The sequence below is a fragment of the Janthinobacterium sp. UMAB-60 genome (genome assembly GCF_900095235.1).
Lineage (GTDB): Bacteria > Pseudomonadota > Gammaproteobacteria > Burkholderiales > Burkholderiaceae_D > Janthinobacterium.
Window position 1 is genome coordinate 130,501 of the sequence record NZ_LT607489.1, and the last position, 25,197, is coordinate 155,697.

Annotated in this window: 24 protein-coding genes; 14 read left to right on the forward strand and 10 right to left on the reverse strand. The window is 62.4% G+C overall.

Annotated features, from left to right (window positions below; translation table 11 throughout):
• Positions 1–12 precede the first annotated feature (12 nt).
• Positions 13–237, reverse strand: a complete 225-nt coding sequence (locus K0F86_RS27545) for a hypothetical protein (protein ID WP_257572169.1) — start codon at positions 235–237, stop codon at positions 13–15.
• Here K0F86_RS27545 and K0F86_RS14490 point away from each other — a divergent pair.
• Together K0F86_RS14490 and K0F86_RS14495 are read left to right on the forward strand one after the other, a co-directional pair.
• Positions 140–883 carry a ZIP family metal transporter gene (locus K0F86_RS14490; RefSeq protein WP_306823202.1) on the forward strand — a complete coding sequence of 248 codons (744 nt, stop codon included), beginning with the start codon at positions 140–142 and terminating at the stop codon, positions 881–883. The genes K0F86_RS27545 and K0F86_RS14490 overlap by 98 nt on opposite strands.
• A gap of 276 nt (positions 884–1,159) precedes the next feature.
• Positions 1,160–2,902, forward strand: a complete 1,743-nt coding sequence (locus K0F86_RS14495; RefSeq protein ID WP_219135013.1) for an ABC-F family ATP-binding cassette domain-containing protein — start codon at positions 1,160–1,162, stop codon at positions 2,900–2,902.
• 49 nt (positions 2,903–2,951) lie between these two features.
• Here K0F86_RS14495 and K0F86_RS14500 read toward each other — a convergent pair whose 3' ends face one another.
• From K0F86_RS14500 to K0F86_RS14510, 3 genes are read right to left on the reverse strand one after another with little or no spacing between them, the layout of a single operon-like run.
• Entirely contained in the window at positions 2,952–3,803 is an 852-nt protein-coding gene (locus K0F86_RS14500) for a sulfurtransferase (protein WP_219135014.1), read from the reverse strand.
• 14 nt (positions 3,804–3,817) lie between these two features.
• Positions 3,818–4,741: a DMT family transporter gene (locus K0F86_RS14505; protein ID WP_219135015.1), complete on the reverse strand. Its 924-nt coding sequence runs from the start codon at positions 4,739–4,741 to the stop codon at positions 3,818–3,820.
• Positions 4,742–4,798: 57 nt separating this feature from the next.
• Positions 4,799–5,899 (reverse strand): aromatic ring-hydroxylating dioxygenase subunit alpha, encoded by a 1,101-nt coding sequence (locus K0F86_RS14510; RefSeq protein ID WP_219135016.1) that lies wholly within the window; start codon positions 5,897–5,899, stop codon positions 4,799–4,801.
• 407 nt (positions 5,900–6,306) lie between these two features.
• Between K0F86_RS14510 and K0F86_RS14515 the strand changes: the two genes are divergently transcribed.
• The 3 genes from K0F86_RS14515 to dxs are packed head-to-tail and all read left to right on the forward strand — an operon-like array spanning position 6,307 to position 9,329.
• Positions 6,307–6,558, forward strand: a complete 252-nt coding sequence (locus tag K0F86_RS14515) for an exodeoxyribonuclease VII small subunit (protein WP_046683420.1) — start codon at positions 6,307–6,309, stop codon at positions 6,556–6,558.
• Positions 6,555–7,460, forward strand: a complete 906-nt coding sequence (locus K0F86_RS14520) for a polyprenyl synthetase family protein (RefSeq protein WP_374197291.1) — start codon at positions 6,555–6,557, stop codon at positions 7,458–7,460. Before K0F86_RS14515 ends, K0F86_RS14520 begins: the two co-directional genes overlap by 4 nt.
• Entirely contained in the window at positions 7,461–9,329 is a 1,869-nt protein-coding gene (dxs, locus tag K0F86_RS14525) for a 1-deoxy-D-xylulose-5-phosphate synthase (RefSeq protein WP_219135017.1), read from the forward strand.
• A 63-nt stretch (positions 9,330–9,392) separates the two neighbouring features.
• On the opposite strand, the gene K0F86_RS14530 is transcribed toward dxs, so the two are convergent.
• Together K0F86_RS14530 and K0F86_RS14535 are read right to left on the reverse strand one after the other, a co-directional pair.
• Positions 9,393–9,881: a hypothetical protein gene (locus tag K0F86_RS14530; protein WP_219135018.1), complete on the reverse strand. Its 489-nt coding sequence runs from the start codon at positions 9,879–9,881 to the stop codon at positions 9,393–9,395.
• A 14-nt stretch (positions 9,882–9,895) separates the two neighbouring features.
• Positions 9,896–10,840 carry a hypothetical protein gene (locus tag K0F86_RS14535; protein ID WP_219135019.1) on the reverse strand — a complete coding sequence of 315 codons (945 nt, stop codon included), beginning with the start codon at positions 10,838–10,840 and terminating at the stop codon, positions 9,896–9,898.
• Positions 10,841–11,057: 217 nt separating this feature from the next.
• On the opposite strand from K0F86_RS14535, the gene K0F86_RS14540 reads away from it, so the two are divergent.
• From K0F86_RS14540 to K0F86_RS14565, 6 genes are all read left to right on the forward strand, one after another.
• Positions 11,058–12,173 carry a helix-turn-helix transcriptional regulator gene (locus K0F86_RS14540; RefSeq protein WP_219135020.1) on the forward strand — a complete coding sequence of 372 codons (1,116 nt, stop codon included), beginning with the start codon at positions 11,058–11,060 and terminating at the stop codon, positions 12,171–12,173.
• A gap of 147 nt (positions 12,174–12,320) precedes the next feature.
• A complete protein-coding gene (locus K0F86_RS14545) occupies positions 12,321–14,402 on the forward strand; it encodes an FUSC family protein (protein WP_219135021.1) in 2,082 nt (693 codons plus the stop codon).
• 103 nt (positions 14,403–14,505) lie between these two features.
• A complete protein-coding gene (locus K0F86_RS14550) occupies positions 14,506–15,630 on the forward strand; it encodes a cytochrome-c peroxidase (RefSeq protein ID WP_219135022.1) in 1,125 nt (374 codons plus the stop codon).
• Positions 15,631–15,904: 274 nt separating this feature from the next.
• Positions 15,905–16,090 (forward strand): hypothetical protein, encoded by a 186-nt coding sequence (locus K0F86_RS14555; RefSeq protein WP_219135023.1) that lies wholly within the window; start codon positions 15,905–15,907, stop codon positions 16,088–16,090.
• Between the two features lie 117 nt (positions 16,091–16,207).
• Positions 16,208–16,564, forward strand: coding sequence for a glutaredoxin domain-containing protein (locus K0F86_RS14560; RefSeq protein ID WP_257572161.1), 357 nt, complete (start codon positions 16,208–16,210; stop codon positions 16,562–16,564).
• An 81-nt stretch (positions 16,565–16,645) separates the two neighbouring features.
• On the forward strand, positions 16,646–16,858 hold the full coding sequence (locus K0F86_RS14565; protein WP_219135024.1) for a hypothetical protein: 213 nt from the start codon (positions 16,646–16,648) through the stop codon (positions 16,856–16,858).
• Positions 16,859–16,888: 30 nt separating this feature from the next.
• Here the strand turns inward: K0F86_RS14565 and K0F86_RS14570 are convergent, their stop codons facing one another.
• On the reverse strand, positions 16,889–17,440 hold the full coding sequence (locus K0F86_RS14570) for a cob(I)yrinic acid a,c-diamide adenosyltransferase (protein WP_219135025.1): 552 nt from the start codon (positions 17,438–17,440) through the stop codon (positions 16,889–16,891).
• A 151-nt stretch (positions 17,441–17,591) separates the two neighbouring features.
• Here K0F86_RS14570 and K0F86_RS14575 point away from each other — a divergent pair, with 151 nt between their 5' ends.
• From K0F86_RS14575 to glcF, 3 genes are read left to right on the forward strand one after another with little or no spacing between them, the layout of a single operon-like run.
• The gene (locus K0F86_RS14575) at positions 17,592–19,082 is read left to right on the forward strand and encodes an FAD-linked oxidase C-terminal domain-containing protein (RefSeq protein ID WP_219135150.1); all 1,491 of its coding nucleotides are present in this window, start codon (positions 17,592–17,594) and stop codon (positions 19,080–19,082) included.
• A 16-nt stretch (positions 19,083–19,098) separates the two neighbouring features.
• Positions 19,099–20,169 carry a glycolate oxidase subunit GlcE gene (gene glcE, locus K0F86_RS14580; RefSeq protein ID WP_219135026.1) on the forward strand — a complete coding sequence of 357 codons (1,071 nt, stop codon included), beginning with the start codon at positions 19,099–19,101 and terminating at the stop codon, positions 20,167–20,169.
• Positions 20,170–20,175: 6 nt separating this feature from the next.
• Positions 20,176–21,405 carry a glycolate oxidase subunit GlcF gene (gene glcF, locus K0F86_RS14585; RefSeq protein ID WP_219135027.1) on the forward strand — a complete coding sequence of 410 codons (1,230 nt, stop codon included), beginning with the start codon at positions 20,176–20,178 and terminating at the stop codon, positions 21,403–21,405.
• Here the strand turns inward: glcF and K0F86_RS14590 are convergent.
• The 3 genes from K0F86_RS14590 to K0F86_RS14600 all read right to left on the reverse strand — a co-directional run.
• Complete coding sequence (locus K0F86_RS14590) at positions 21,398–23,506, reverse strand: bifunctional diguanylate cyclase/phosphodiesterase (protein WP_219135028.1); 2,109 nt, start codon at positions 23,504–23,506, stop codon at positions 21,398–21,400. The genes glcF and K0F86_RS14590 overlap by 8 nt on opposite strands.
• Positions 23,507–23,690: 184 nt before the next feature.
• On the reverse strand, positions 23,691–24,176 hold the full coding sequence (locus K0F86_RS14595) for a glutathione peroxidase (RefSeq protein ID WP_257572162.1): 486 nt from the start codon (positions 24,174–24,176) through the stop codon (positions 23,691–23,693).
• A gap of 1 nt (position 24,177) precedes the next feature.
• The coding region (locus tag K0F86_RS14600; protein ID WP_219135029.1) for a PilT/PilU family type 4a pilus ATPase at positions 24,178–25,197 on the reverse strand (1,020 nt) is incomplete at its 5' end.

Sequence of the window (25,197 nt, forward strand, 5' to 3'; positions counted from 1 at the left end):
CGCGCAAAAAAATTAAATAATAGATAACAACGCATTCATCAGGCCAGACGCCAGCATCGCGGGCGCCAGTGACCCGGCGCCATTTTGAGGTAAGAAAATCATCGATCCCGTCCTTATATCCATTTTGCTCGCGACCACGATCGCGGGCGTCTTCAGCATTACCGCGGCGGCGATCTTTTCGTTTGCATTCCTGTCCAAGGTGGTCGAGCGCATGGTCAGCTTGTCCGTCGGCATCATGCTGTCGACGTCCTTGCTGCACGCCTTGCCCGAAGCGTTCGAATCGCAAGCGGACCCGCGCAGCCTGTTCGCCACCCTGCTGGCGGGCTTGCTGGCCTTCTTCATGCTGGAAAAATTCGCCATCCTGCGCCATTCGCACCACCACGAAGGCGATGGTCACCAGCATGCGCACGGCCACGACAAGCACGAGGCGGGCAAGGCCGGCTGGATGATCCTGGTCGGCGACGGCATGCACAATTTCACGGATGGCATTTTGATCGCCGCCGCCTTCCTGGCCGACCCGAAGCTGGGTCTGGTCACGGGCCTGGCCATCATCGCGCATGAAATCCCGCAGGAAATCGGCGATTTTATCGTGCTGCTCAATGCGGGCTTTTCGCGCCTGCGTGCCTACATCTTCAATCTGCTGTGCAGCCTGATGGCCGTGGCCGGTGGCTTGCTCGGCTATTTCACCCTGGACCGCGCCAGCAATTTGATTCCTTACGTGCTCGTGTTCGCCTCTTCCGGTTTCATCTATATTGCGTTGTCCGACCTGATGCCGCAGATGCAGCGCCGCGCCACCCTGCGCGAAACCATTCCGCAAGTGCTCTTGATCGCATTGGGTGTGTGCATCGTGCTGTTTTTGACGCATAAGCGCCACGGTGGTTGATACGCCATTCTGTCGGCGCAGTGCCACCTATGCTATATTGCCTTTCTGACTAACTTGTCCAGAAAGGAGGAAAATATAATGGAAGAAAATTTGTTGCTCGCCTTGTGGCGCGCACGCTCTTTAAGCGCATTTGCCCGCTCTTGCCCACGTTCTATCGCGCTGCGATAACCTGGCCAGAGCAAAGTTACCCTCCTCTACGAGTCCTTTCCTGGTACTCCGTTGTCGTTAGCGCTCCTGTTAACGCGGATGCTTGCATCCCGAACAAAGACAAGAGCCATGACCACCCTTATCTCTACCCAAGCTTTACAGCTGGATACCCACGACGGTTTCCTCTTCAATGAACTCGCCTTTACCTTGCGCCAGGGCGACCGCATCGGCCTGATCGGCCACAATGGCTGCGGCAAATCCACCTTGCTGGGCTTGCTCAGCGGCACGCGGGAAGCCACTGCCGGCACCATCCACTATGCCCGTGCCTGCCGCTTGCAGCATGTGGAACAGCATTTGCCGTCGGAACTTGCCAGCCTGAGCCTGTACGATGCCTTGCTGGCGCCCGTGCTGGAGCAGCCGGAACTGCATTGGCGTGTCGACAGCCTGCTGGCCGAGTTAGGCTTCGAGCACGAGACGGCGCAAGTGCCCGTGCATTCCTTGTCTGGCGGCCAGCACACGCGGCTGCTGCTGGGGCGCGCCCTGCTGCAGGAACCGAACGTGCTGCTGCTGGACGAACCGAGCAATCACCTGGACTTGCCGTCGCTGCTGTGGCTGGAGCAATTCCTGCTGACATGGCGCGGCGCCTTCATCCTCGTCTCGCACGATCAGCGCCTGCTCGACAACGTGGCCACGCGCAGCTGGATCTTGCGCGATAGCCGCCTGTACGACTTCGACTTGCCGTGCGGCCCCGCGCTGGCGGCGCTGGCCGAGGCGGACGTGGCTGCCGCCGCCCGGCATGCGGCCGAACAGAAGGAAATCGACCGCCTGGCCGTCAGCAGCACCCGCCTGGCCTTGTGGGGCAAGATTTACGATAACGTCGGCATGGCGCGCAAGGCCAAAAGCATGCAGCGGCGCATCGACAAGCTGCAGGACGAGCAATCGTTCGTCAGTGATGGCGCACCCTGGCGTTTGAGTTTGCGCGGCAAGGCGCTGGCGGCCGACCAGCTGCTGGCGCTGGACGGGCTGGACGGGCTGGACGTGCGCGCCGTGCCCGCTTCTCCCGCGCTGTTCCAGATGGGTCAGCTGTGGCTGAAACCGGGCGACCGGGTCGCCTTGCTGGGCGCCAACGGCAGCGGCAAGTCGTCCTTGCTGCGCCTGTGCTGGCAAGCGATCCAGGCGCAGGAGGAACGTGCTGACTTGCGCTACCACCACGCGGCCAACATCGGTTACTACGACCAGTCGCTCAGGCAACTGGCCGACGATGCGGATTTGTCCGACGCCTTGTACCCGTTTGCCGTGCAGAACGAGGCTGCGCGCAGCCAGGTGGCGCGCAAGCAAGCCTTGATTTCAGCCGGTTTCCCGTATGCGCGCCATGGCCAGACGGTGGCCACCCTGAGCGGTGGCGAGCGGGCGCGGCTGCTGTTCCTGGGGCTGTCGCTGGCCAGCTATCATTTATTGTTGCTCGATGAACCCAGCAACCACCTGGACATGCAGGGCAAGGCGGAGCTGGGGCAAGCCTTGCGCGGCTTTGCAGGCGGCTGTTTATTGGTGTCGCATGACCGCGACCTGATCGAAACGGCCTGCAACCGCTTTTGGGTGGTGGCCGACGGCCAGCTGGAAGAGTGGCCAGACGCGGCCAGCGCATATGCACGGCTGAGCGCCGAGGACGGGCCGGCGTTGACGCCCGCGCCGCGCGTGGAGCATGCGTCTGCGGTGCTGACGGACATCGACCTGCAGCTGGAGCGTTTGTGCGAACTCGAGCAATTGCTGGCGGAAGACCAGGCGAGAAAACCGCGCCACCAGAAGCCTGCCAGCCAGCAGGCGTGGCAGGCGGAGCTGGCGCAGTTGAATCAGGTGCTGGGGATAAGTTAATAGTTATCCACGGGTGAAAAAATAGCGGACCATCTGGTCCGCCATTTTTTTAGCTGCCCGTCGCCACCGGCCGCGCCGGATCGGCGCACCATTCGCTCCACGAACCGGGATACAGGGCCGCGCCGCTTAAACCGGCCACTTCCAGGGCCAGCAGGTTGTGGCACGCCGTCACGCCGGAGCCGCACTGCATGATGGCCGCTTGCGGAGCGTCAAACAGGGCGCCGAAATCGCGCCGCAGTTCCTCCGCGTTTTTGAAGCGGCCGTCCGCCTGCAAGTTATCCTTGAAGAAACGGTTTTTCGCGCCCGGGATATGGCCGCCCACGGGGTCGATGGTTTCGTTTTCGCCGCGATACCGGTCGGGGGCGCGCGCGTCGATCACGCTCAATGCCTGGGTTTCCAGGTTGGCGATGACGTCCTGCACGCTGACCGTGCGCGTCAGGCTGGCTTTTTCCCTCAGATTGCCGACAGGGCGCGGTGCCACGGGCGTGACCAATGGGAAACCTTGCGCCTGCCAGGCGGCCAGGCCGCCGTCGAGCACGGCGACGGCTGGGTGGCCGAGCCAGCGCAGCAGCCACCACAAACGGGCGGCGAACATGCCGCCCTGGCCGTCATAGGCGACCACTTGCGTGTCGTCATCGATGCCCCAGCCGCGCAAGTTGGCCAGCAGGGCGTTGCGGTCGGGCAAGGGATGCCGTCCCGTAAAGTCCGCGCCGCGCGCCGTCTTGGGACCGGACAGGGCCGTGTCGATATCGGCAAACTGCGCGTTCTGGATGTGGCCGGCGGCAAACGCGTCGCTGCCGGCCGTCGGGTTGAGCAAGTCGTGGCGGCAATCGAGGATGACCCAGTCGCTGTCATTCAGGTGGCTGGCCAGTTCGCTGGCCTGGATCAAGGTGGTGTACATCAGGAAACGCTCCTTTACACTTCGCTGGCGATGGGATCCGTGCGCGCGATCGCCGCGCCACGGGCCGTGTTGCGGGTATTGTAATAGGTGGCGGCGATGCCGGAGGCGAGAATGATGCCGATGCCGGCCCAGCCATGCCAGTCGAACAGGTCGCCAAAGATCACCACGCCCCAGAAGCTGGAAAAGACGATGCCTGTGTATTGCAAATTGGCAACAACGAGCGTTTTGCCCAGGCGGTAGGCGCGCGTCATGGCCATCTGCGCCATGGTGGCGCACAGGCCGATGGCGGCCAGCAAGCCGATGCCGTAGGCGCTCGTGTGCGCATGCCAGACGACGGGGCCGCCGCCGGCGCTGGCCACGTTGCCGATCACGCCGGCGAGGAAATTGACGACCGAGAAATAGAAGACGACCCGGTATTCGGGCTCGCCCAGCAAGCCCAGTTTGCGCACCTGCAAGTAGGCGAGGGCGGACAGCATGCCGGAAATCAAGGCCGTGATGGCGCCACCCAGCTGGTCCGTCTCGAACACGGGTTGCAGCAGCAGGGTCACGCCGACAAAGCTCATGGCAATGGCCGCCACCAGCGGCCACTCGACCTGTTGCATGCCCTTCCACCAGCCGCCCGCGAGCAAAATCACGGCGATCCAGATGGGCGCCATGTAATTGAGCGTCATGGCCGTGGCCAGCGGCAGGATGGCGATGGCATAAAACCACAACCACAGGGCGATCACGCCCACCACGCCGCGCCACAGATGCTGGCCCGGCATCGTGGTTCTGAAGCTGCCACCTTGATAGAGGATCGTGCAAGTCATGACGGTCATGCCGATGATGCCGCGGTACATGACGATTTCGGACGTCGAATACATCTCCGACGCCAGTTTCACGCACACGCCCATGATGGCGAACATGAAACTGGCGAATAACATCCAAAGTGACTGCATGAGTAAATCCTGACGATGAAAATGAAAAAGGGCCGCGCAATGCGGCCCTTGAGGGAATTACAGTTCGATATTGCTGCGGTACCACTCGTGGAAATGCTGCATGCCGTCTTCCATCGGTGATTGGTAAGGGCCCACTTCGTTCTCGCCGCGCGCCATCAGGGCCTTGCGACCCGCATCCATGCGCAGGGCGATTTCATCGTCCTCGACGCAGGTTTCCATGTAGGCAGCCCGTTCCGCGTCGACGAAGTCGCGCTCGAACAGCACGATTTCCTCTGGGTAATAGAACTCCACCACGTTGCGCGTCTTTTGCGGACCGTCGGGCCACAGGGTCGAGACGATCAGCACGTGCGGATACCATTCGACCATGATGTTCGGATACAAGGTCAGCCAGATGGCACCATACGGTGGTGCTTCGCCGCCACGAAATTGCAGTACTTGCTCCTGCCATTTCTTGTAGGCGGGCGAACCGGCCTGCTGCAGGCCGCGGTGCACGCCCACCGTTTGCACGCTGTAATCCTTGCCGAACTCCCAGCGCAGGTCGTCGCAGCTGACGAAGCTGCCCAGGCCCGGGTGGAACGGTTCCACGTGATAATCCTCGAGGTAGACTTCGATGAAAGTCTTCCAGTTGTAGTCGCACTCGTGGATTTCCACGTGGTCGAACATATAGCCGGAAAAATCGAGTTCTTTCGAAACGGACAAATCTTTCAATTTTTCCATCACGTTGTAGCCATTTTGCTCGAACAGCAAGCCATTCCAGCTTTGCAGCGGCGTTTTCGACAGGTTCAGGCACGGCGTCTCGGGGAAATGCGGCGCGCCGATCAATTCACCCTTGAGGTCGTAGGTCCAGCGGTGCAGCGGGCAGACGATGTTATTGGCATTGCCGCGGCCATTGAACATCAGCGCCTGCCGGTGGCGGCATACGTTGGACAGCACTTCGATGCCATTGGCATTGCGCACGAGCATGCGCCCTTCGTTCTCAGACGCCAGGGTCGCAAAATCGCCGGTTTCCGGCACCATCAGCTCATGCCCGACATAGCGCGGGCCGGCTTGGAACAATTGCTGCATTTCACGCTGCAACAGCGTTTCGTCAAAATAGACGTGGACCGGAAGTTGCGCGTTTGAACGCGCCAGCTTGGCGTGAGTAGCCAGATCGGACATCCCAACCCCCCATAAATGTACAACGGTCAGCAGTGCCCCAGGCCATTCCCTGGGCAACCGCTACAGAGAGAAAGAATCCGCAAAGACCTGAATTCAAATTTGTTGAAACGGTATTTCGGACAGAACCGGCGATTATAGCGCGTATCGGCCTCGGCATTGCCAAACCCCTTCGGCAAATAGGCTACTCTAATGATAAACATTGTCATTTACCGTGCAATTTCCGACCGATGGGGGGGATTGCGCTAGAATTCACTGCCAAGCTGGTAACGTCTTCCCCTTTGAGCACGCCGATTGCGCTTAAGTTTTCACTTAATAGTGTGGTTTGTTCTAAAATAACGCTTCTATGCTGGCCGGGAGTCCCCGGCGTCTCCCTACATACCCCTCGTGCCACGAAGAGATCTGAGTCTATGTCGAAGAAATTAACTGCCGCTGCCGCAGCGCCGGCCTCGTTTGAAGAGGCGATGGCGGAACTGGCGCAGCTGGTAACGCAAATGGAAGCGGGCCAGTTGCCGCTGGAAGCATCGGTCGCGGCGTATCAGCGCGGCTCGGAACTGGTCAAGTATTGCGCTACCCAGCTCGATAGCGTCGAGGCGCAGGTGAAAGTACTGGAAGGCGACATGTTGAAACCGTTCGTGGATGCCGGCGAGGCCGCTCAATGATGGCCAGCGTGCACGGCGTCACCTTCGGCGACTGGATGCAAGCCACCCAATCCGGTGTGGAAGGCCGGCTCGACCAATTCCTGCCTGCGGCAGACGTAGTGCCGCACAAGCTGCACGCGGCCATGCGCTACGCGCTGTTGGGCGGCGGCAAGCGCGTGCGTCCGCTGCTGGTGATGGCGGCCGGTGAATTGTTTGATGCCGATCAAGATACCCTCGCGCGCGCCGCTTGCGCGCTGGAAATGATTCACGTGTATTCACTCGTGCATGACGACATGCCGTGCATGGATGACGATGCCTTGCGCCGTGGCAAGCCCACCGTGCACATCGCTTACGATGAAGCGACGGCCCTGCTGGTCGGCGACGCGCTGCAATCGCAGGCGTTCATGCTGCTGGCCGATGGCGCGGCGATTCCGCCCGCGCGGCAAATGGCCATGCTCCAGCTGCTGGCGCACGCGTCCGGGTCAAGCGGCATGTGCGGCGGCCAGGCGATCGACCTCGACAGTGTCGGCCTGGCCTTGACCTTGCCGCAGCTGGAACAGATGCATCAACTCAAAACGGGCGCCTTGCTGCGCGCGGCCGTGATCCTGGGCGCGCTGGCGGGCAAGGACTTGACGCCAGACGAGATGACGGCGCTGAACGCGTATGCGCGCGCCGTCGGCCTGGCCTTCCAGGTGGTGGACGACGTGCTCGACGCCACGGCCGATTCGGCCACCCTGGGCAAGACGGCGGGCAAGGATGCGGCCGCCAACAAGCCCACTTACGTATCGATACTGGGGCTGGAACCATCGCGAGCCCTGGCAGAACAATTGCGGTGCGACGCCCATGCGGCGCTGGCGCCATTCGGGGACAAGGCACGCCGTCTGCGCGAGCTGGCAGACCTGGTCGTGCAGCGGAAGGCATAAATGAAACTGTTAGAAACCATCAATGAACCAGCGCAAGTGCGCAAGCTGGCCCGCTCGCAACTGGTGCCGCTGGCGCAGGAATTGCGCAGCTTCCTGCTCGATTCCGTCTCCAAGACGGGCGGCCACCTGTCGTCCAACCTGGGCACGGTCGAGCTGACCGTCGCGCTGCACTACGTGTTCAACACGCCGCACGACCGTATCGTCTGGGACGTGGGCCACCAGACCTATTCGCACAAGATTCTCACCGGCCGGCGCGAGCGCATGCACACGCTGCGCCAGAAGGATGGCATTTCCGGCTTCCCGAAGCGCGACGAGAGCGAATACGACACGTTTGGCACGGCGCACTCGTCAACGTCCATTTCCGCCGCGCTGGGCATGGCGCAGGCGGCCAAGATCAAGGGCGACCCGCTGCACGCGATCGCCGTGATCGGCGATGGTTCGATGACGGCCGGCATGGCTTTCGAGGCGATGAACAATGCTGGCGTGCAAGAAGACGTCAACCTGCTCGTGATCCTGAACGACAACGACATGTCGATCTCGCCGCCCGTGGGCGCGCTGAACCGCCACCTGGCGCGGCTGATGTCGGGCCAGTTCTATGCGGCAGCCAAGAATGTCGGCAAGTCCGTCTTGCCCGGCCCCGTGCTGGAATTGGCGAAGCGCTTCGAAGAGCACGCCAAGGGCATGGTCGTGCCCGCCACCATGTTCGAGGAATTCGGTTTTAACTATATCGGCCCCATCGATGGCCACGACCTCGATTCGCTGATCCCGACCTTGCAAAATATCAAGCAATTGAAGGGTCCGCAATTCCTGCACGTGGTGACCAAGAAGGGGCAAGGCTACAAGCTGGCCGAGGCGGAGCCGATCCTGTACCACGGCACGCCGAAGTTCAATCCCCTGGAAGGCATCAAGCCGGCCACGGCGCCGGGCAAGATGACGTACACGGAAGTGTTCGGCAATTGGCTGTGCGACATGGCCGCGCACGACAAGCGCCTGGTGGGCATCACGCCCGCCATGCGCGAAGGCTCGGGCATGGTCAAGTTCGAACAGCAATTCCCCAACCGTTACTTTGACGTTGGCATTGCCGAGCAGCATTCCGTGACCTTCGCCGCAGGCCTCGCTTGCGAGGGCTTGAAACCCGTCGTGGCCATCTATTCCACGTTCCTGCAGCGCGCCTACGACCAGCTGATCCACGACGTGGCCCTGCAAAACCTGGACGTGACGTTCGCGCTGGACCGCGCCGGCCTGGTGGGCGCCGACGGCGCCACGCACGCGGGCAATTACGACATGGCGTTTTTGCGCTGCATCCCGAACATGGTCGTCATGGCCGCGTCCGACGAAAACGAATGCCGTCAAATGTTGACGACGGGTTACCACTATCCGGGCCCGGCCGCCATCCGCTATCCGCGCGGCGCCGGTGCCGGCGTGGCCATCGTGCCGGAACTGACCAGCATCGAGATCGGCAAGGGCGAGCTCAAGCGCCAGGGCAAGCGCATCGCCATCCTGGCCTTCGGTTCCATGGTGGCGCCGAGCGTGGCGGCGGGCGAGAAGCTCGACGCGACGGTGGCCAACATGCGTTTCGTCAAGCCGCTCGACGTGGCGCTGGTGAAGCAACTGGCGCATGACCACGATTACCTGGTGACGGTGGAAGAGGGCTGCATCATGGGCGGCGCCGGTTCGGCCGTGGCCGAGGCGCTGGCTGCCGAAGGGATCGTCAAGCCGATTTTGATGCTGGGCTTGCCCGACGTCTTCATCGACCATGGCGACCCCGTGCAACTGCTGAAAAGCGTGGGCCTGGACGCTGCCGGCATCGCCGCCTCGATCGAACAGCGTTTCCCGGCAGTAGGGCCGCGCCTGGCGATGGTCAGTTGATCTTGATATTGCCCCAATAAAAAAGCGACGCCATGCGTCGCTTTTTTATTGGGCTGTGGCCGGCTATTTGCGCAGCGGCTTACACTTGAGTAAGAGGTAAATCGTGTAAATATGCGCTGCCAGCGTGATGAAGGGGCCAAGTATCATGCCCAGCACATAGCCAGCCAAAAAGACCAAGCCTATCTTTTTCAGATGCTGTTTGACGACAGACCAGCGCTTGATGGCAATGGCGATCATGACGGGGACAGTGATCAGTCCCGACATGGCCAGACCGAGCAAGGCCATGATGCCATATTTGGAAAAATAGCCGGCGGCCAGTATCAATCCCGCAAACAGCACGGCGATGCCGAAAAACAGGGGCAGCACGGACGGGGCGTGGCCACCGTCTTCCATCGGCAGGGGCGGTGGCAGCCTGTATTGCGTGACCTTGTTGGCCGCATCGTAGGGGGTATCCATATACGAAACGCCAGCGTCGATCTGTTCCTGGCGCGTGGCGCCCACCCCCAGATCGTTATTGGCAAAGATACCGCTCATTTCACGTTCGTTGTCCATTTTTTCGCCGGTGATTACATGAAACGTGCATGGGTCGTCTGGGGATATGGCGCACCGAGCAGTTCTGCGGTTTCCTTGCTCCGAATGGGGAAACTGCGGCCCAGATGCGTGGCATCGAGCGTAAACAACGGCGTGCGATCAGTGGGATCGAGGGCAACGACGGCATCGACGACAAAAACCACGCGGTATTCAAACTGGTGGACGTGGGCGGCGACCGTATGGCCCAGCAGGATGACCGGTAATGACAGCGCCTTGCCGTCAGGATTGGCGACCTTTGCCAGCCTGCTTTCAATGTGGCGCGCAGCGTCTTCACTGGGCGGCCGGAATATGGCTGACTGCGCCGCTTGCGAGGCAGGCACGCTACCGCCGAGCACCAACAATCGCCAGCTGTCGCGCTGTATGCCCGGCGTGTTCGGTTTGGCGAAGTACAGCTCGCGGTCCTCGGACCAGGCCAGCTGAAACGGGAAGCCCTTTTCCTTGTCGTCATAGTGTTGCAGCTGCAAGGGCTCGGCCTTCCGATAGTAGATGGAAAAGTGCTTGTTGGCACGGGCGTCCGCAAAGGCCGCGTCGAGCAGGGCGCGATTCGAGCGGATCAAGTCCGTGCGTTGAAAACTGTCTTGTACTTTCGGAAAACCTGCAATGAAATCGACGGCCAGCAGGGTGTCGTCGCGCTTGGCTGCTGACCAGTACATCTGGCGAAAATGCTCCGAAATCCGGGTTTCTTCTGCATTTGGCTCTTGCGGGGAAGCAGGACCGGCGATGTATGCCGCAAGCGGCAGCAAGGCCTCGCGCTGTAATTGAGGAATGCCGTCCTGCCCTATGCTCGCGCCAGATCCGGCGTCTGCGTTGCTACTGGTGCTGACGGGAGCCGGGGCGCTGGCGACGGCGGCAGTTTGCTGATCGCAGCCGCCGAGCAGCAAGGTGGCAAGCAATATATAAAGTGTCGGGTGCAATGACATGGGCGGCTTTTCATGGGAAGACAGGGCATCGAGTGGATGAATATATTTCCATTAATAATGGAAACATCGCTAAGCTTGCGCATTGTCGATGCAAAAGCATGGCAGCGGTTTCATTCAAACTGATGATATTGTGTTGGCGCCCATGCCGGCATAATGCGCCAGGCCGCCAAAACAAATCCATGATGTATTTCTTCTTTTAAAAGATCCGGGACGCCAAATGAAACTGGATATGGAGCAGTGGGATAAATCGTTGGGCGACTTATATCAGACGGTGCTGCAGCCTGCATTGCTGACGCCTGCGCTCACGGGTATCAACGCCATGATGGATTCCGATTTTTGCCACTTGTTCGGTATTACCTCGGCAGGCGAGGAATCATTCACCATCGTCACTAACAAGGATAGAGTAGCGGCGGTGGAACAGTATGCGCAGGAATATGGAAGAATTGATCCGCGTCGCCATTTTGTCGACAGCGTCCCGACGGGACAGACTTATCGCTGCAGTTCCATTTGCGGCCCGGCTTTCGTCGCGCGCAGCGAGTTTTATCAGGATTATCTGATTCCCCATGATTTGCGTTATCTCATCGGTGCGTGCTTGTACCGTGGCGAGCAGCAGAGTATTTACGTGGGATTCAATCACGGCGCGGGACGCGCTGATTTTACGGATGAGGAACACCGGCATTTCAGCGCGCTCGGCACGCACCTGAAACGCACGGTGGAAGCGCTGATCCAGGCTGCACCGGTCACCCAGGCATTTGCCGTCAGCGAATTTGCCTTGAATGCGCTGCATTATGGCGTGATTGGCATCAATGCCTTGCGCAATGTTACCTTTGCCAATCAGTTTGCGGAAAACTGCATACTCGGACGGCCCCGTCCCGATGTGGTGAGTGGCAAACTGGTCGATGGCAGCGAACTGGACATGCTGTTCCGGCAAGTGCGTGCGGATGGCCGCGTGCATAGCCTGCGCATGCGCTCGATCACGCCGCTGTATGTGACGGCGCTGCCGTTTTCCTGCGATCCAGGCGAACACGGCTACAACGCCTTGCAAGCCACGGTGGGGACGGCGGTGGTGCTGATCTTTAGCTTGGGAAAGAGCAAGAAGATGGCGTCGCCCAGCCAGTTGATGCAGTGGTTTCCGCTGACGCCGGCCGAAGCGCGGCTGGCACATGAACTCGGTAGTGGAATGTCGATCGATGACTATGCGCATAAATATCACGTGGGGGTGCCGACGGCCCGTACCCAGTTGCGGGCATTGCTGAAAAAAACGGGTGAGGAGCGCCAGCAAGATTTGGTGCGGATGTTAATTTCATTGCCATCCCCTGCCATATTCTCCTAAGTAGCATCGCCACATTACGCTGCACTGCAACATTTTTGTGACTGACGGTGATACGATGACGCTTTGATACCTTTCTCAAAGTCCACCTTGCATTTCAGGAAACTTCACCGCCGTTCGCGTGCACTGGCCGGCCGCTGGCTGACGGGCATGCACGCCTATACCGACAAGCTGGCGCAGCGCCGTCCCCTGTGGATGGTCAGCCTGGCCATCGATGAAACGAATCTGTCCGAGGGCTTGCGGGCCGCCTGCGCTTCCAGCGCCATGCTGCTGTTGGGCTTGCTGTTCGACCACCCCGATTTTTCCTGGGCCGCCATCGGCGCCTTCTGGACTTGCCTGGCCGACGCGGCCGGCACGCGGCGCATGCGCTTCGTCTCGATGCTGGGCTTCGGCCTGCTGTCGACCGTGGCCGGCGGCCTGACGGCGCTGGCGGCCGGCCATGGCGTGGCGACGGCGGCCGTCGCCGTGCTGCTGTTTTCCTGGGCCGGCGCGCTGGCGCGCATCTGGGGCGCGGCCACGGCGCAAGTGGCCATTCTGGCGGCCACGGCCTGCGTGGTGATGGTCACGCACCCATTGGAATCGATGACGCAGACGGCGCCTTTCCTGGGCCTGTATATGTTCGGCTGCCTGTTTGCCACCGTGCTCAGTTTTACCGTCTGGCGCATCCACCCGTTCAACCCTGCCAGGCGCGCCATCCGCGCCGCGTATTCGCGCCTGGCCGGCATCGCGCGCGACAATGCGCGCTTCCTCGAACATGACGCCGCGCAGGCGGGTGTTGCCGCGCATGGCGCCAGCTACCGCTCGCAGGCGCGCGCCGCGCTGGAAGCGGCGCGCGTGGCGCTGGCCGCCGTGCCGCCCGCGCGCGCCGGGCGCAGCGCCCTGTACGACAACTTGCTGCTGGCGCTCAGCGACGCCGAGCGCATCTTCGCCTATCTGATCGCCGTCACGCATACGTGCGAGCGCGAGCAGCAGCGCCTGCGCCAGGACCCGCGTGCGCGGCGCAGCCTGGAAGTGATGGCCGTGCTGCTGCGCCGCCTGGGGCAAGCCGTGCAGCGCCAGCCGGAAACGCCGCCCCTGGAATTGCAGCGCCGCCTGGCCGGCTGCGGACGACGCCTGGAAGCGGCGCTGGGTGCCTTGCTGCCGCTGCGCCTGAATGTCGACTTCATGGAACTGGGCTTGCCGCGCGCGGCGCAGCTGCCGTGGCGCGAAGCGGCTTTCCTGGCGCTGGGGCAGGCGTGGCAAACGGCGAAAGTCAACGCCACGCCGCGGTCGCTGAGCTGGCGCCATGCGGCGCGCGTGTCGCTGGCGACGACGGCCGGCTTCCTGCTGGTCGAGGCGCTGCATATTCCGTTCGGCTATTGGGCCACCATGGCGACCTTATTGATACTGCAGCCGTCCGTGTCGACCACCTGGCCGCGCGGCATCGAGCGGGTCGCTGGCAGCGTGCTGGGCGCCGTGCTGGCCGTGCTGATCGGCCTGGCCGTGCATACCCCGCTGGCGATTTCGCTGGTGGTGTTTCCCCTGATCGTCGCCACCATGGCGTTGCGCCGCGTCAGCTACAGCCTGCACGTGCTGTTCATGACGCCCGCCTTCGTGCTGGTGGCCGACTATGCGGCGCCCGCCAGCGAGATGGTGTATGCGGCTAGCCGCCTGGGCAACAATGTGCTCGGTTGCGTGCTGGCCTTGCTGGCCACGTTTTTCCTGTGGCCGGACCGCGAAGCGGACGACCTGGACCAGCGCCTGGCAAAAGCCGTGTCCGCCAACCTGAAATATTTGCTGGCCGTACTGGCGGCCGGCGGTAAATGGGATAGCGCCATCGCGCGCCTGCGCCGCGAGGCGGGGCTGGCCAGCAATAACGCGGAACAAGTGCTGCAGCGCCTGCGCATCGAGCGCCGCCTCGACCGCAGCGCCGGCGTGGGCCTGGCGGCGCTGCGCACCTTGCCGCTGCTGCGCCGCGTGGCGGGCAGCACGGCGCGCATCAGCCTGAGTCCCCAGGCCGAGCCGGCGCCGCCCGAGCTGCAGCAGTGGATTGCCGCCGTCAGCGCGGAAATCGATGCGCTGTTGCGCGGTGAAGCCGATGCCGGCGCGCCTGGTCCTTGTGCTGCCGAGGGTTTGACTGCCTTGCAGGCCGACGCCGTGGGGCAAGTGCAGTTGCTGCGCGGCTTGCTGCGCGAGCATGTGCAGGCGCAGGCGGAGGGAAGTCCGGGAAACTTGACGCAGGTCACAAAATAGAACCGGCCGCACGCGTTCATGCGGTGACTGCAATTGCTCATTGTTATCATTTGCCGATACCAATATGGATGTAGGGCAGGGCAGAGTCATGACAGCTGGGTGGATGAAAAAAAATGCGGCGCTGGCCGTGCTGGCCACGGCAGCCGGACTGCTGTTCAGCCAGGGCGGCGCGGCGCGTGAAGCGTCGTCGTCGTCGACGGACTGCGCCACGCACGATGGCTGGGATCTGGCCTGTTTGCGCCAGATCTATGTCCGGCCCATCGCCGGCTGGCCCCGTCCGCACGTGCCCGCTGGCGTGACGCCGCAGGAAATGGTGCCCGTCTCCGCCATCCCCGTGGTCCTTGTCGCGCCGGCCGTCGCGGCGCTGGGGCTGCGCCTGTTCAACGACCCGCGCTTGTCGCGCTCGAACGCGGTCGCCTGCATCAGCTGCCACAGTCCCGCGCACAGCTTTGCCGACAGCAAGCGTGTTTCCGTCGGGCATGCGGGACGCCTGGGCCAGCGCAATACGCCGGGTTTGCTGGGCGTGGCGCAGATCACGCCGCTGTTCTGGGATGGCCGCGCCAGCACCCTGGAAGAGCAGGCGCTGGGACCCTTGCAGCATCCCGATGAAATGGCCATGGATGCAGCGGCGTTGCCGGCCAAGCTGGTCGCGCTGAACGATTACCCGGCGCAATTCGATGCTGCTTTCGGCAAGAAAGATGGCGTGACCCTGGCGCGCATCCTGACGGCGCTGGCCGATTACCAGCGTACCTTGCTGCCGCCCGTCACGCGTTTCGATACCTTCCTGGAAGGCCAGCGCTCGGCCCTGAACGACCGCGAGCTGCTGGGCCTGCATCTGTTCCGCACCAAGGCGCGCTGCATGACCTGCCACAGCGGCGCCCTGCTGACGGACCAGCAATTCCACAACCTGGGGCTGAGCAATTACGGCAGCCGCAAGTATGAAGACCTGGGGCGCTACCTGGCGACGGGCAAGCATGAGGACGTGGGCAAATTCCGCACGCCGGGCCTGCGCGGCGTGGCCGCTTCGGGCCCGTGGATGCACAATGGCGCGTTTGCGCAGATGGTGGGGATGCTGAACATGTACAACGCGGGCATGTCGCGCCCCGTGCCGCACAACGCGCAGCAGGCGGCCGATCCGAAGTTTCCCGTCACCTCGCCCCTGCTGCAGCCATTGCAGCTGACGTCCGATGAAATCATCGCGCTGAAGAGCTTTCTGGAAGCCCTGTAGCCGCTCGGCCGGTTGCGCCCGCAACCGGCCTTTCCTGCTTGCGGCGCCGACATTGTATAGACGTTTGGTGCGCCGCAATCTCTCCAAATGCCACATTTCAGGGGCATTGCCCGTATATTTTCCAAATTGGAAATTTATCGAAAGGAAACGTTGACTCTAAAATAAGTGCGGTCTATATTCGTTTTTGTAGCAAGCAGTGACGAAATCTGTATTAATTTTTTACGACTGGTCTGACGCGATTGCCTGAGGCAATGGCTAACATGGAGAGTATTAAATGAAAAAGATTGCCGCATTTATTTTTACCCTGGGATTGAGTGCTTCCTATGCCATCGCTTCCGATATCGGCTGCTCTAGCTGCGAGGAGGAATTGCGGGAATGCACGATGATGAATGGCGACAGATCCCCATTTTGCATCGGCAGTTACAAAGCCTGTCTGAGAGTCTGCCAAATCGGCTCCTGATATCTATTTTTGCATTGCATTGCGAGGCGGCCGGCAAGCGTATGCGGCGTCGGCCGCCCTCGATCATCTACGCCTCTGACAATACTTATGATGCAGAAAAAAATTAAGATTATTGCCATGTATGGCTTGATCCTGGTCGCCGGCCTGGGCAGCGGTTATGGCTTGTCCTTGTTGCCTGGCTTGCTCAAAGCGGATTACACGGAAGGCAATTACGCCGCGTATTTCCCGAATGCCCAGGCGAAGGTCGTGTTGTACGGCACGGACTGGTGCGGCTATTGCGCCAAGACGCGCGCGTACTTCAAGGAAAACAAGATCGAATTCGTCGATCTCGATATCGAGAAATCGCCGGCAGCAAAACAAGCCCATAAAGCACTCGGTGGCGGCGGCGTGCCCGTGGTGCTGATCGGCAACCGCAAGATCACCGGCTACGACACCGGCGCTTTCCAGGCGGCGTTGAAGAATACCGCTGGCTGATTCCATTCCTGATTTTTGTGCGCAACATGAATCGACGGGGTGTTGCGTGTTTTATTTTACGTCGCCCATAAAAGGAATAGCATGTTTAAAAAAATCGCTTTTTTTCTTTTTGTTGCAGGTGCCAGTCTGTCGTTCAACAAGGCCGCGAACAGTACGCCGAGCTGTGGTTTTCAGTGTGCCCAACTGAGGGGAATTTGCCTCGATGAAGGCCGGGGCGATGCTTCTTGCCGCGACAACTACAATTTCTGCCTTGAAAATTGCCGCAATGGCATTTATCCGGACATGCCGGAATAAGCGGTAACACGCCGTGGCGGCATGGCCGCGTCATCTGGCGCGGTCATGTCGCCACAGCACGTCGCTGCCGCCGGCAAAGCGGTTCAGCACGCGCGACAGCACAAACAGCAGGTCCGACAGGCGGTTCACGTACTGGCGCGGATGTTCATGGATAGGCTCCGCATTCGCCAGCGCGACGATGCTGCGCTCGGCGCGGCGGCACACGGTGCGGCATACATGCGCCAGCGAGGCGGCGCGCGAACCGGCCGGCAGGATGAATTCACTCAAGGCGGGCAAGTCCGCATTGTATTTCGCCAGTAAATCATCGAGGCGCAGCACATGCTCTTCCTTGATCAGCTGGTAGCCGGGGATGCAGATTTCCCCGCCCAGGTCGAACAGGTCGTGCTGGATGGCCACCAGCTCTTCGCGCAAGGCGTCGGGCATGGCTTCGCACAGCAGCAAGCCGATATTGGAATTGAGTTCGTCCACGTCGCCCATGGCGTGGATGCGGGCGCTATCCTTGCTGGTGCGGCTGCCGTCGCCCAGGCCGGTGCTGCCATTGTCGCCCGTGCGCGTGGCGATTTTCGAGAGTCGATTGCCCATGATGCTGATCCTGTCAATGAAGAATGGGGGCAGCATACGACACTGCGCGCCGCCTGGCCGCGGATTTGGCGTCGAAATGGACAAAAAAAACGCTGCGCGCCACTTTTGTGCTTACAATCGTTGCACGCCCATGCCCTTTCCCCCCCATCTTATGCTCAATGCTGCTCCTGAATCCGGATTGACCGCCGCGCGCCAGCAAGCCGTCGTCGCGGCCCTGCTGGCCGTGCTGCCGGCCCGCTGCGTGCTGTCCGACGCCGAAGATACGCGCCCGTACGAATGCGACGGCCTGGCCGCCTACCGCCAACTGCCGATGGTGGTCACCCTGCCGGATACGGAGGAACAGGTCATCGCCATCCTCGGCGTCTGCCGGGAACTGAAGGTGCCGATCGTGCCGCGCGGCGCCGGCACCGGCTTGTCGGGTGGCGCCTTGCCGATTGCCGACGGCGTGGTGCTGTCGACGGCGCGCCTGAACCGCATCGTGCGTCTGGACGCCTACGCGCGCACGGCCGTGGTGCAGCCGGGCGTGCGCAACCTGGCCATTTCCGAAGCGGCGGCACCCTACGCGCTGTACTACGCGCCCGATCCCTCCTCGCAGATCGCCTGCAGCATCGGCGGCAACGTGGCGGAAAACTCGGGCGGCGTGCATTGCCTGAAATACGGCCTGACCGTGCACAATGTGCTGCGCGTGCGCATCGTCACCATCGATGGCGACGTGCTGGAGCTGGGCGGCGAATGCCTCGACTCTCCGGGCCTCGACCTGCTGGCCGTCTTCATCGGCTCCGAAGGCATGCTGGGCATCGTCACGGAAGTGACCGTGAAACTGATCCCGAAACCGGCCACGGCCAGAGTCATCATGGCGTCCTTTGACGACGTCGTCACGGGCGGTAACGCCGTGGCCAACGTGATTGCCGCCGGCATCATCCCGGCCGGGCTGGAAATGATGGACCAAACCTCCTCGCGCATGGTCGAACCGTTCGTCAAGGCCGGCTACGACATCGACGCGGCCGCCATTTTGCTGTGCGAAGCGGACGGCACGCACGAGGAAGTGGAAGAGGAAATCGCCCGCATGACGGCCGTGCTGGAAGGGGCGGGCGCCAGCGCCATCGCCGTCTCGCAGTCGGAAGCGGAGCGCATGAAGTTCTGGTCCGGCCGCAAGAACGCGTTTCCCGCCGCCGGGCGCATCTCGCCCGATTATTACTGCATGGACGGCACCATCCCGCGAAAAAAACTGGCGCAAGTCCTGACGGGCATCGCCGGCATGGAAACGACGCATGGCTTGCGCTGCGCGAATGTGTTCCACGCGGGCGATGGCAATCTGCACCCGCTGATCCTGTTCGATGCCAACAAGCCCGGTGAATTCGAGCGCGCCGAAGCGTTTGGCGCCGACATCCTGGCCCTGTGCGTGGCCGTCGGCGGCACCATCACGGGCGAGCATGGCGTGGGCATGGAAAAGATCAATTCCATGTGCGTGCAGTTTACGCGCGCCGAACTCGATGCCTTCTTTGCCGTCAAGCGCGCCTTCGACCCGCATACCCTGCTGAACCCGGACAAGGCGATACCCACCTTGAACCGCTGCGCCGAATTCGGCAAGATGCATGTGACGGCAGGGCGCCTGCCGTTCGCCAACCTGCCCCGTTTTTAATTTGCCGGAGACTCCTTTGCAAGCGATAGTGGAACAATTCAGGCAGGCCATCCTGGCGGCCAGCGCGGCGGGCAAGACCTTGCGCCTGCGCGGTGGCGGCACGAAAGACTGGTATGGCCAGCAATTCGACGGCGAGGTGCTCGACACGCGCGCGTATGCTGGCATCATCGACTATGAACCGACGGAGCTGGTGATTACGGCCCGTTGCGGCACGCCGCTGGCGGAAATCGAGGCGGCGCTGGCCGCGCGCAACCAGATGCTGGCCTTCGAGCCGCCGCACTTCGGTCCTGGCGCCACGCTGGGCGGCGTCGTCGCCAGCGCGCTGTCCGGCCCGCGCCGCGCCAGCGCGGGCGCGTTGCGTGATTTCGTGCTGGGCGCCGTGCTGATGGACGGCCATGGCGAACGCCTGGCTTTCGGCGGGCAAGTCATGAAAAACGTGGCCGGCTACGATGTCTCGCGCCTGCTGGCGGGGTCCATGGGCACGCTGGGCCTGATCCTGGAAGTGTCGCTGAAGGTATTGCCCTTGCCGCTGCGCGAAGCGACGTTGCGCGTGGCGTGCGCGGAAATCGCCGCCTTGCGCTTGCTCAATGAATGGGCGGGCAAGCCGCTGCCGATATCGGCCAGCTGCTGGCACGACGGCGTGCTGACGGTGCGCCTGTCCGGCGCCGAGGCGGCCGTGTCGGCGGCGCTGCGCACGCTGGGTGGCGAGCTGCTGGCGCCCGAAGACGCGGCCGCCTTCTGGCTGGCCGTGCGCGAGCAGACGCACGCTTTCTTTGCTGGCGCGGGCAGCCTGTGGCGCTTGTCGCTGCCGCCGCACGCCAGCGCCGTGATTTTAAAAGGACGCCAGATGATCGAGTGGGGCGGCGCGCAGCGCTGGCTGAAGCTTGAAGGCGACGCCGATGCGGCCAGCAGCGAGTCCATCCGCCAGGCCGTGGCCGCGCTTGGGGGCCACGCCACCCTGTTCCGCGGCGGCGACAAGGCGGTGGGCGTGTTCCACCCGCTGGCGCCCGCCATCACCACCATCCACCAGCGCCTGCGGCAGGCTTTCGACCCTGCCGGCATCTTCAACCCGCACAGAATGTATTGAGCGCGCATGCAAACCAATCTCGCCGATTTCATCAAGAATACGCCGGCAGGCGACGAAGCCGAAGCCATCTTGCGCGCCTGCGTGCATTGCGGCTTTTGCACGGCCACCTGTCCCACCTACCAGCTGCTGGGCGACGAGCTCGATGGCCCGCGCGGACGCATCTACCTGATCAAGCAAGTGCTAGAAGGCGCGCCCGTCACGGCCAAGACGCAGACGCACCTGGACCGCTGTCTGACCTGCCGCAACTGCGAGTCGACCTGTCCCTCTGGCGTGCAGTACGGGCGCCTGGTCGACATCGGCCGCAACGTCGTCGAACAGCGCGTGCAGCGCCCCTTGCGCGAACGCGCCTTGCGCTTCGCCCTGAAGGAAGCTCTGCCGCGCCGCTGGCTGTTTACGCCCGTGTACAAGGCGGGGCAGGCGCTGCGGCCCTTGCTGTCAAAAGGCTTGCAGGATAAATTGCGCCCGGGCGCCGCCGCCGGCGCATGGCCCGCGCGCCAGCACGCGCGCAGCATGCTGCTGCTCGACGGCTGCGTGCAGCCGGCCATGTCGCCCAACATCAACGCGGCCACGGCGCGCGTGCTCGATGCGCTCGGCGTGCAATTGATCGTCGCGCCGAAGGCCGGTTGCTGCGGTGCGCTGCGCCATCACCTGAACGACCAGGAGGCGGCGCTGGACGACATGCGCCGCAATATCGACGCCTGGTGGCCGTATGTCGACAGTGCGGAAGCCATCGTCATGACGGCGTCCGGCTGCGGCGCCACGGTGAAGGAATACGGCCATCTGCTGGCGCACGACGCACAGTATGCGCAGAAGGCGCGGCGCATCGCGGAACTGACGCGCGATTTGTCCGAGATCATGCCGGCGTTTGAAAACGAGCTGGTGGCGCAGCTGAAAGGGCGCATCGGCAAAAAGGTCGCGTATCACCCGCCGTGCACCCTGCAGCACGGCCAGCAAATCCGCGGCAAGGTGGAGCAGGTGCTGCGCGCCGTCGGCGTCGACGTGCGCCTGTGCGCCGACAGCCATCTGTGCTGCGGTTCGGCGGGCACGTATTCGATCCTGCAGCCGGCCCTGTCGCAGCAGCTGCGCGACAACAAGGTGGCCAACCTGGAAGCATGCGAGCCCGATGAAATTGTGTCGGCCAATATCGGCTGCCTGAGCCATTTGCAGTCGGGCACGCAGACGCCCGTGCGGCACTGGGTCGAGCTGATCGACTCCGCTTTGTCTCAGGTCAAATAGACACTTCGCTGTATTGCGCAGTTTTCCATTGCGGCGCCGGGATGAAATTGTGCGCCCACTCCAGCACGGCGTCGGCCGGCATGGGGCGGGCGATGCCGTAGCCTTGCGCCAGGTCGCAGCCCAGCTGGATCAGGCGCGCGCCATGTTCGACGCTTTCCACGCCTTCGGCGATCACCGTCAGGCTGAATGAACGGGCCAGGCCGATGACGGCGCGCACCAGGTGCAGGTCGTCTCGGTCGTTGAGCATGTTGCGCACGAAGCTCTGGTCGATCTTGACGATGTTCGCCGGCAGGCGCTTCAAATACGACATCGACGAGTAGCCGGTGCCGAAATCGTCGAGCGCGAACGTGATGCCCAGCGCCTGGCAGGCGCGGATGATGCGGCGCACGTCCTCGATGTCGTGCAGGGCCGACGATTCGAGGATTTCCAGTTCCAGCATGCTGGCGCACACGCCGGGAAACTCGCCGAGGATGGTTTCCAGGCGCGAGACGAAGTCGGGTCGCTGGAAGTGGCGCGCCGCGATATTCACGCTGACCACCCAGTGCTTGCCGCAAGCCACCCAGCGCTGCATCTGCCACAGGGCCTGGCGCAGCACCCATTCGCCGATGTCGATGATCAGGTCCGTCTGCTCCACCAGTGGCAGGAATTGCGCCGGCGCCAGCACGCCGCGGCGCGCATGCTGCCAGCGCAGCAGCGCTTCCATGCCCACCACGGTGCCGGCGCGCATGTTCACCTTGGGCTGGTAGTACAGCCGCAGTTCGCCGTTGATCAGGGCCTGGCGCACTTCCGTGCGCTGGTTGTGGTGGGTGCGTACTTCTTCGTCGAGGTTGGTGTCGAAGAAGTGATACTGGTTGCGCCCCGTCAATTTCGCCTGGTAGACGGCGTGGTCGGCGTGGCGCAGCAGGCTTTCTGTATTCAAGTCCTTGCCCGCATAGACGGCGATGCCGGCGCTGGCCGTCATGTGCAGCGCCTGCTGGTCGCACTGGTAGGGGCGGCTCAGTTCCTGCAGCAATTGCGTGACGTTCTGTTCGATGCTGGCGATATTGGCCTGGCCGCACAGCAGCATGACGAATTCATCGCCGCCCAGGCGCGCCGCGTAATGGACCTGGCCCGTAAAATCGTGCAGGCGGCCCGCCACCTGCTTGAGGATTTCATCGCCCGCTTCGGCGCCGTAACGGTCGTTGATGACCTGGAAGTGGTCGAGGTCGAACAGGCAGACGGCCAGCAGGCGCTGGCGTTCGCGTGCCAGGAACAGTTCCTGTTCGAAACGGGCGGCCAGCGCGGCACGGTTGGGCAAACCCGTCAGTACATCATTGTAGTTTTGCCATGATAGTTTTTGCAGCGCCTGCTGCATGTGCACGGTTTCGTTCAGCTGCTCGCCCAGCTGGCGCTGGCTGGTCTTCAGCGAGGAAAACAGTTCTTCGACATCGCCGGCCATGCTGTTGAACGAGTGCGACACGGCTTGTGCTTCGGGCGTGGCGCCAGCCGCCAGGCGCACGGCGAAGTTGCCTTCGCGGAAGCGGTCGGTCGCTTGCACCAGCCGCGCCAGCAAGCGCCGGTGCGTGGCCAGGATCAAGCCCAGCAGCAGGAAGACCAGCACGATATTGATGCCGCTGAGGATGGCTTGCTCGCGCACCCGCTGCCACACTTGCGCCAGTGGCAGGCCGGGCGTGTAGTGCAGGGCGAGGATGCCGTCGCCGCCGTCCGGCAGCGCCACCGTCAGGCGGCTGCGGATGGCATTGATGCCGGCCAGGCGCGCGAACCACGCGGGCACCGTGGCCAGTGTGTCGCCAGGCTTGCTGTCGGCCAGCACTTCGACATGCCCGTCAGCCGTATCCCAGCGCGCGGAGGCGAGGCTGCGGTTCAGCGGCAGGGCGCTGCGCAGCACCTGGCGCACGCTGTCATGCATCGCGTGACTGTCCGCGTGCACGGCCAGCGGCAGCACGCTATTGGCCAGGAACAGGTCGAGTTGCCGCGCATCGCTCTGGTAGCGCGCCTTGGCCAGCGCCGTTTCCGTACCGAGCAGGGCGTGATAGCGAACGGCGGAAACGGCGAGTATCAGGAAGAAAATAGGAAGAAAGAGGCGGGAATAAATTCCCATCCGCATCCATGAAGATAATATTTTCCCAAAGACTGGCATCGTTTTTTGATCGATATCTGCGAATAATTATGCAAACATTATCACCGAAATTTGCTATTGGAAACACAATATTGATATCAAGTATGAAATAAATACGGATAGCTTGATTTCATTGTTTGTTGTTTTAAATCAAACCATCGAATTGCTATTCCTGTAGCAATTGCCGAATGTCGGCCGCCAGGCTGGCCGGTTTGCTGGCCGTCGCGTAGCGGCGAAATACGCTGCCATCCTTGCGCACCAAAAACTTGGTGAAATTCCATTTGATCGACTGCGTGCCGAATATGCCGGGCGCCGCCTGTTTTAATTGCGCAAATACGGGATGGGTATGCGGACCATTCACGTCGATCTTGGCAAACAGGGGAAAGGTGACGCCGAAGTTTTTCTCGCAAAAGGTTTTGATTTCCCCGTTCGAGCCCGGTTCCTGCTGGCGGAATTGATTGCAGGGAAAACCCAGCACGACCAGGCCCTGGTCGTGAAATTCGCGGTACAGCGCTTCCAGGCCCTGGTATTGCGGCGTGAAACCGCAGGCGCTGGCCGTGTTGACGATCAGCATTACCTTGCCCTTGTAGCGTGCCAGGTCGACCGGCGTGCCGTCCAGCGCATCGGCCTGGAAATCGTGGATGTTGCTCATGTCAGAGGAGTCCCAGTGTGGTGGCGCCCGTTTGCGGGGCCGGTTCCGGCGCCGTTGCGCCCTTGAGCTTGATCGCCAGGCGCAGGTCGTTGACGGAATCGGCATTGCGCAGCGCGTCTTCATGGCTGATGGCGCCCGCTTCGTGCAGGTCGAACAGGGCCTGGTCGAACGTCTGCATGCCGTGCTCGCGCGATTTCTTCATCAGCTCCTTGATCTCGTGCACCTGGCCCTTGAAGATCAGGTCGCTCATCAGCGGCGAATTGAGCAGGATTTCCAGCGCCGCCTTGCGCCCGCCGCCGTCCTTGTTGGGGACCAGCCGCTGCGAAATCATGCCCTTCAAATTGAGCGACAGATCCATCAGCAGCTGCTGGCGCCGCTCTTCGGGGAAGAAATTGATGATGCGGTCCAGCGCCTGGTTGGCGTTGTTCGCGTGCAGGGTCGCCAGGCACAGATGGCCCGTCTCGGCGAATGCGATGGCGTGGTCCATGGTCTCGCGGTCGCGGATCTCGCCGATCTGGATCACGTCGGGCGCCTGGCGCAGGGTGTTTTTCAGGGCCGTGGCCCAGTCGTCCGTATCGACGCCCACCTCGCGCTGGGTGACGATGCAGTTGCCGTGCGGATGGATGAATTCCACGGGGTCTTCGATGGTGATGATGTGGCCGTGGCTGTGCGCGTTGCGGTGGCCCAGCATGGCCGCCAAGGTGGTCGACTTGCCGCAGCCCGTGGCGCCCACCATGATGACGAGGCCCCGCTTGCTCATCACGATGTCTTGCAGGATGGCGGGCAGGCCCAATCCATCGAGCGTGGGGATGGCGGTATTGATCAATCGCAAGACCATGCCTGCCTGACCCATCTGCACGAAGGCGGACACGCGGAAACGCCCGAGGCCGTCCGGGCTGATGGCGAAATTGGCTTCGCGGCTGGACGCGAACTCGGCCGCCTGGCGTTCGTTCATGACGGCGCGCACGTAGCCGGCCGCCTGCTGCGCATCGAGCGCGCCGCCCGCCAGCGGCGTCAGCTT

Coding starts and splice junctions, on each gene's coding strand:
- K0F86_RS14565 (WP_219135024.1), top strand. CDS start 16,646: ATGTTTAAAAAAATCGCTTTTTTTCTTTTTGTTGCAGGTGCCAGTCTG.
- K0F86_RS14560 (WP_257572161.1), top strand. CDS start 16,208: ATGTATGGCTTGATCCTGGTCGCCGGCCTGGGCAGCGGTTATGGCTTG.
- K0F86_RS14550 (WP_219135022.1), top strand. CDS start 14,506: ATGAAAAAAAATGCGGCGCTGGCCGTGCTGGCCACGGCAGCCGGACTG.
- glcF (WP_219135027.1), top strand. CDS start 20,176: ATGCAAACCAATCTCGCCGATTTCATCAAGAATACGCCGGCAGGCGAC.
- K0F86_RS14505 (WP_219135015.1), bottom strand. CDS start 4,741: ATGCAGTCACTTTGGATGTTATTCGCCAGTTTCATGTTCGCCATCATG.
- K0F86_RS14540 (WP_219135020.1), top strand. CDS start 11,058: ATGAAACTGGATATGGAGCAGTGGGATAAATCGTTGGGCGACTTATAT.
- K0F86_RS14500 (WP_219135014.1), bottom strand. CDS start 3,803: ATGTACACCACCTTGATCCAGGCCAGCGAACTGGCCAGCCACCTGAAT.
- K0F86_RS14520 (WP_374197291.1), top strand. CDS start 6,555: ATGATGGCCAGCGTGCACGGCGTCACCTTCGGCGACTGGATGCAAGCC.
- K0F86_RS14495 (WP_219135013.1), top strand. CDS start 1,160: ATGACCACCCTTATCTCTACCCAAGCTTTACAGCTGGATACCCACGAC.
- dxs (WP_219135017.1), top strand. CDS start 7,461: ATGAAACTGTTAGAAACCATCAATGAACCAGCGCAAGTGCGCAAGCTG.
- K0F86_RS14535 (WP_219135019.1), bottom strand. CDS start 10,840: ATGTCATTGCACCCGACACTTTATATATTGCTTGCCACCTTGCTGCTC.
- K0F86_RS27545 (WP_257572169.1), bottom strand. CDS start 237: ATGATGCCGACGGACAAGCTGACCATGCGCTCGACCACCTTGGACAGG.
- K0F86_RS14555 (WP_219135023.1), top strand. CDS start 15,905: ATGAAAAAGATTGCCGCATTTATTTTTACCCTGGGATTGAGTGCTTCC.
- K0F86_RS14570 (WP_219135025.1), bottom strand. CDS start 17,440: ATGGGCAATCGACTCTCGAAAATCGCCACGCGCACGGGCGACAATGGC.
- K0F86_RS14515 (WP_046683420.1), top strand. CDS start 6,307: ATGTCGAAGAAATTAACTGCCGCTGCCGCAGCGCCGGCCTCGTTTGAA.
- K0F86_RS14575 (WP_219135150.1), top strand. CDS start 17,592: ATGCTCAATGCTGCTCCTGAATCCGGATTGACCGCCGCGCGCCAGCAA.
- K0F86_RS14545 (WP_219135021.1), top strand. CDS start 12,321: ATGCACGCCTATACCGACAAGCTGGCGCAGCGCCGTCCCCTGTGGATG.
- K0F86_RS14510 (WP_219135016.1), bottom strand. CDS start 5,899: ATGTCCGATCTGGCTACTCACGCCAAGCTGGCGCGTTCAAACGCGCAA.
- K0F86_RS14530 (WP_219135018.1), bottom strand. CDS start 9,881: ATGGACAACGAACGTGAAATGAGCGGTATCTTTGCCAATAACGATCTG.
- K0F86_RS14590 (WP_219135028.1), bottom strand. CDS start 23,506: ATGGGAATTTATTCCCGCCTCTTTCTTCCTATTTTCTTCCTGATACTC.
- K0F86_RS14595 (WP_257572162.1), bottom strand. CDS start 24,176: ATGAGCAACATCCACGATTTCCAGGCCGATGCGCTGGACGGCACGCCG.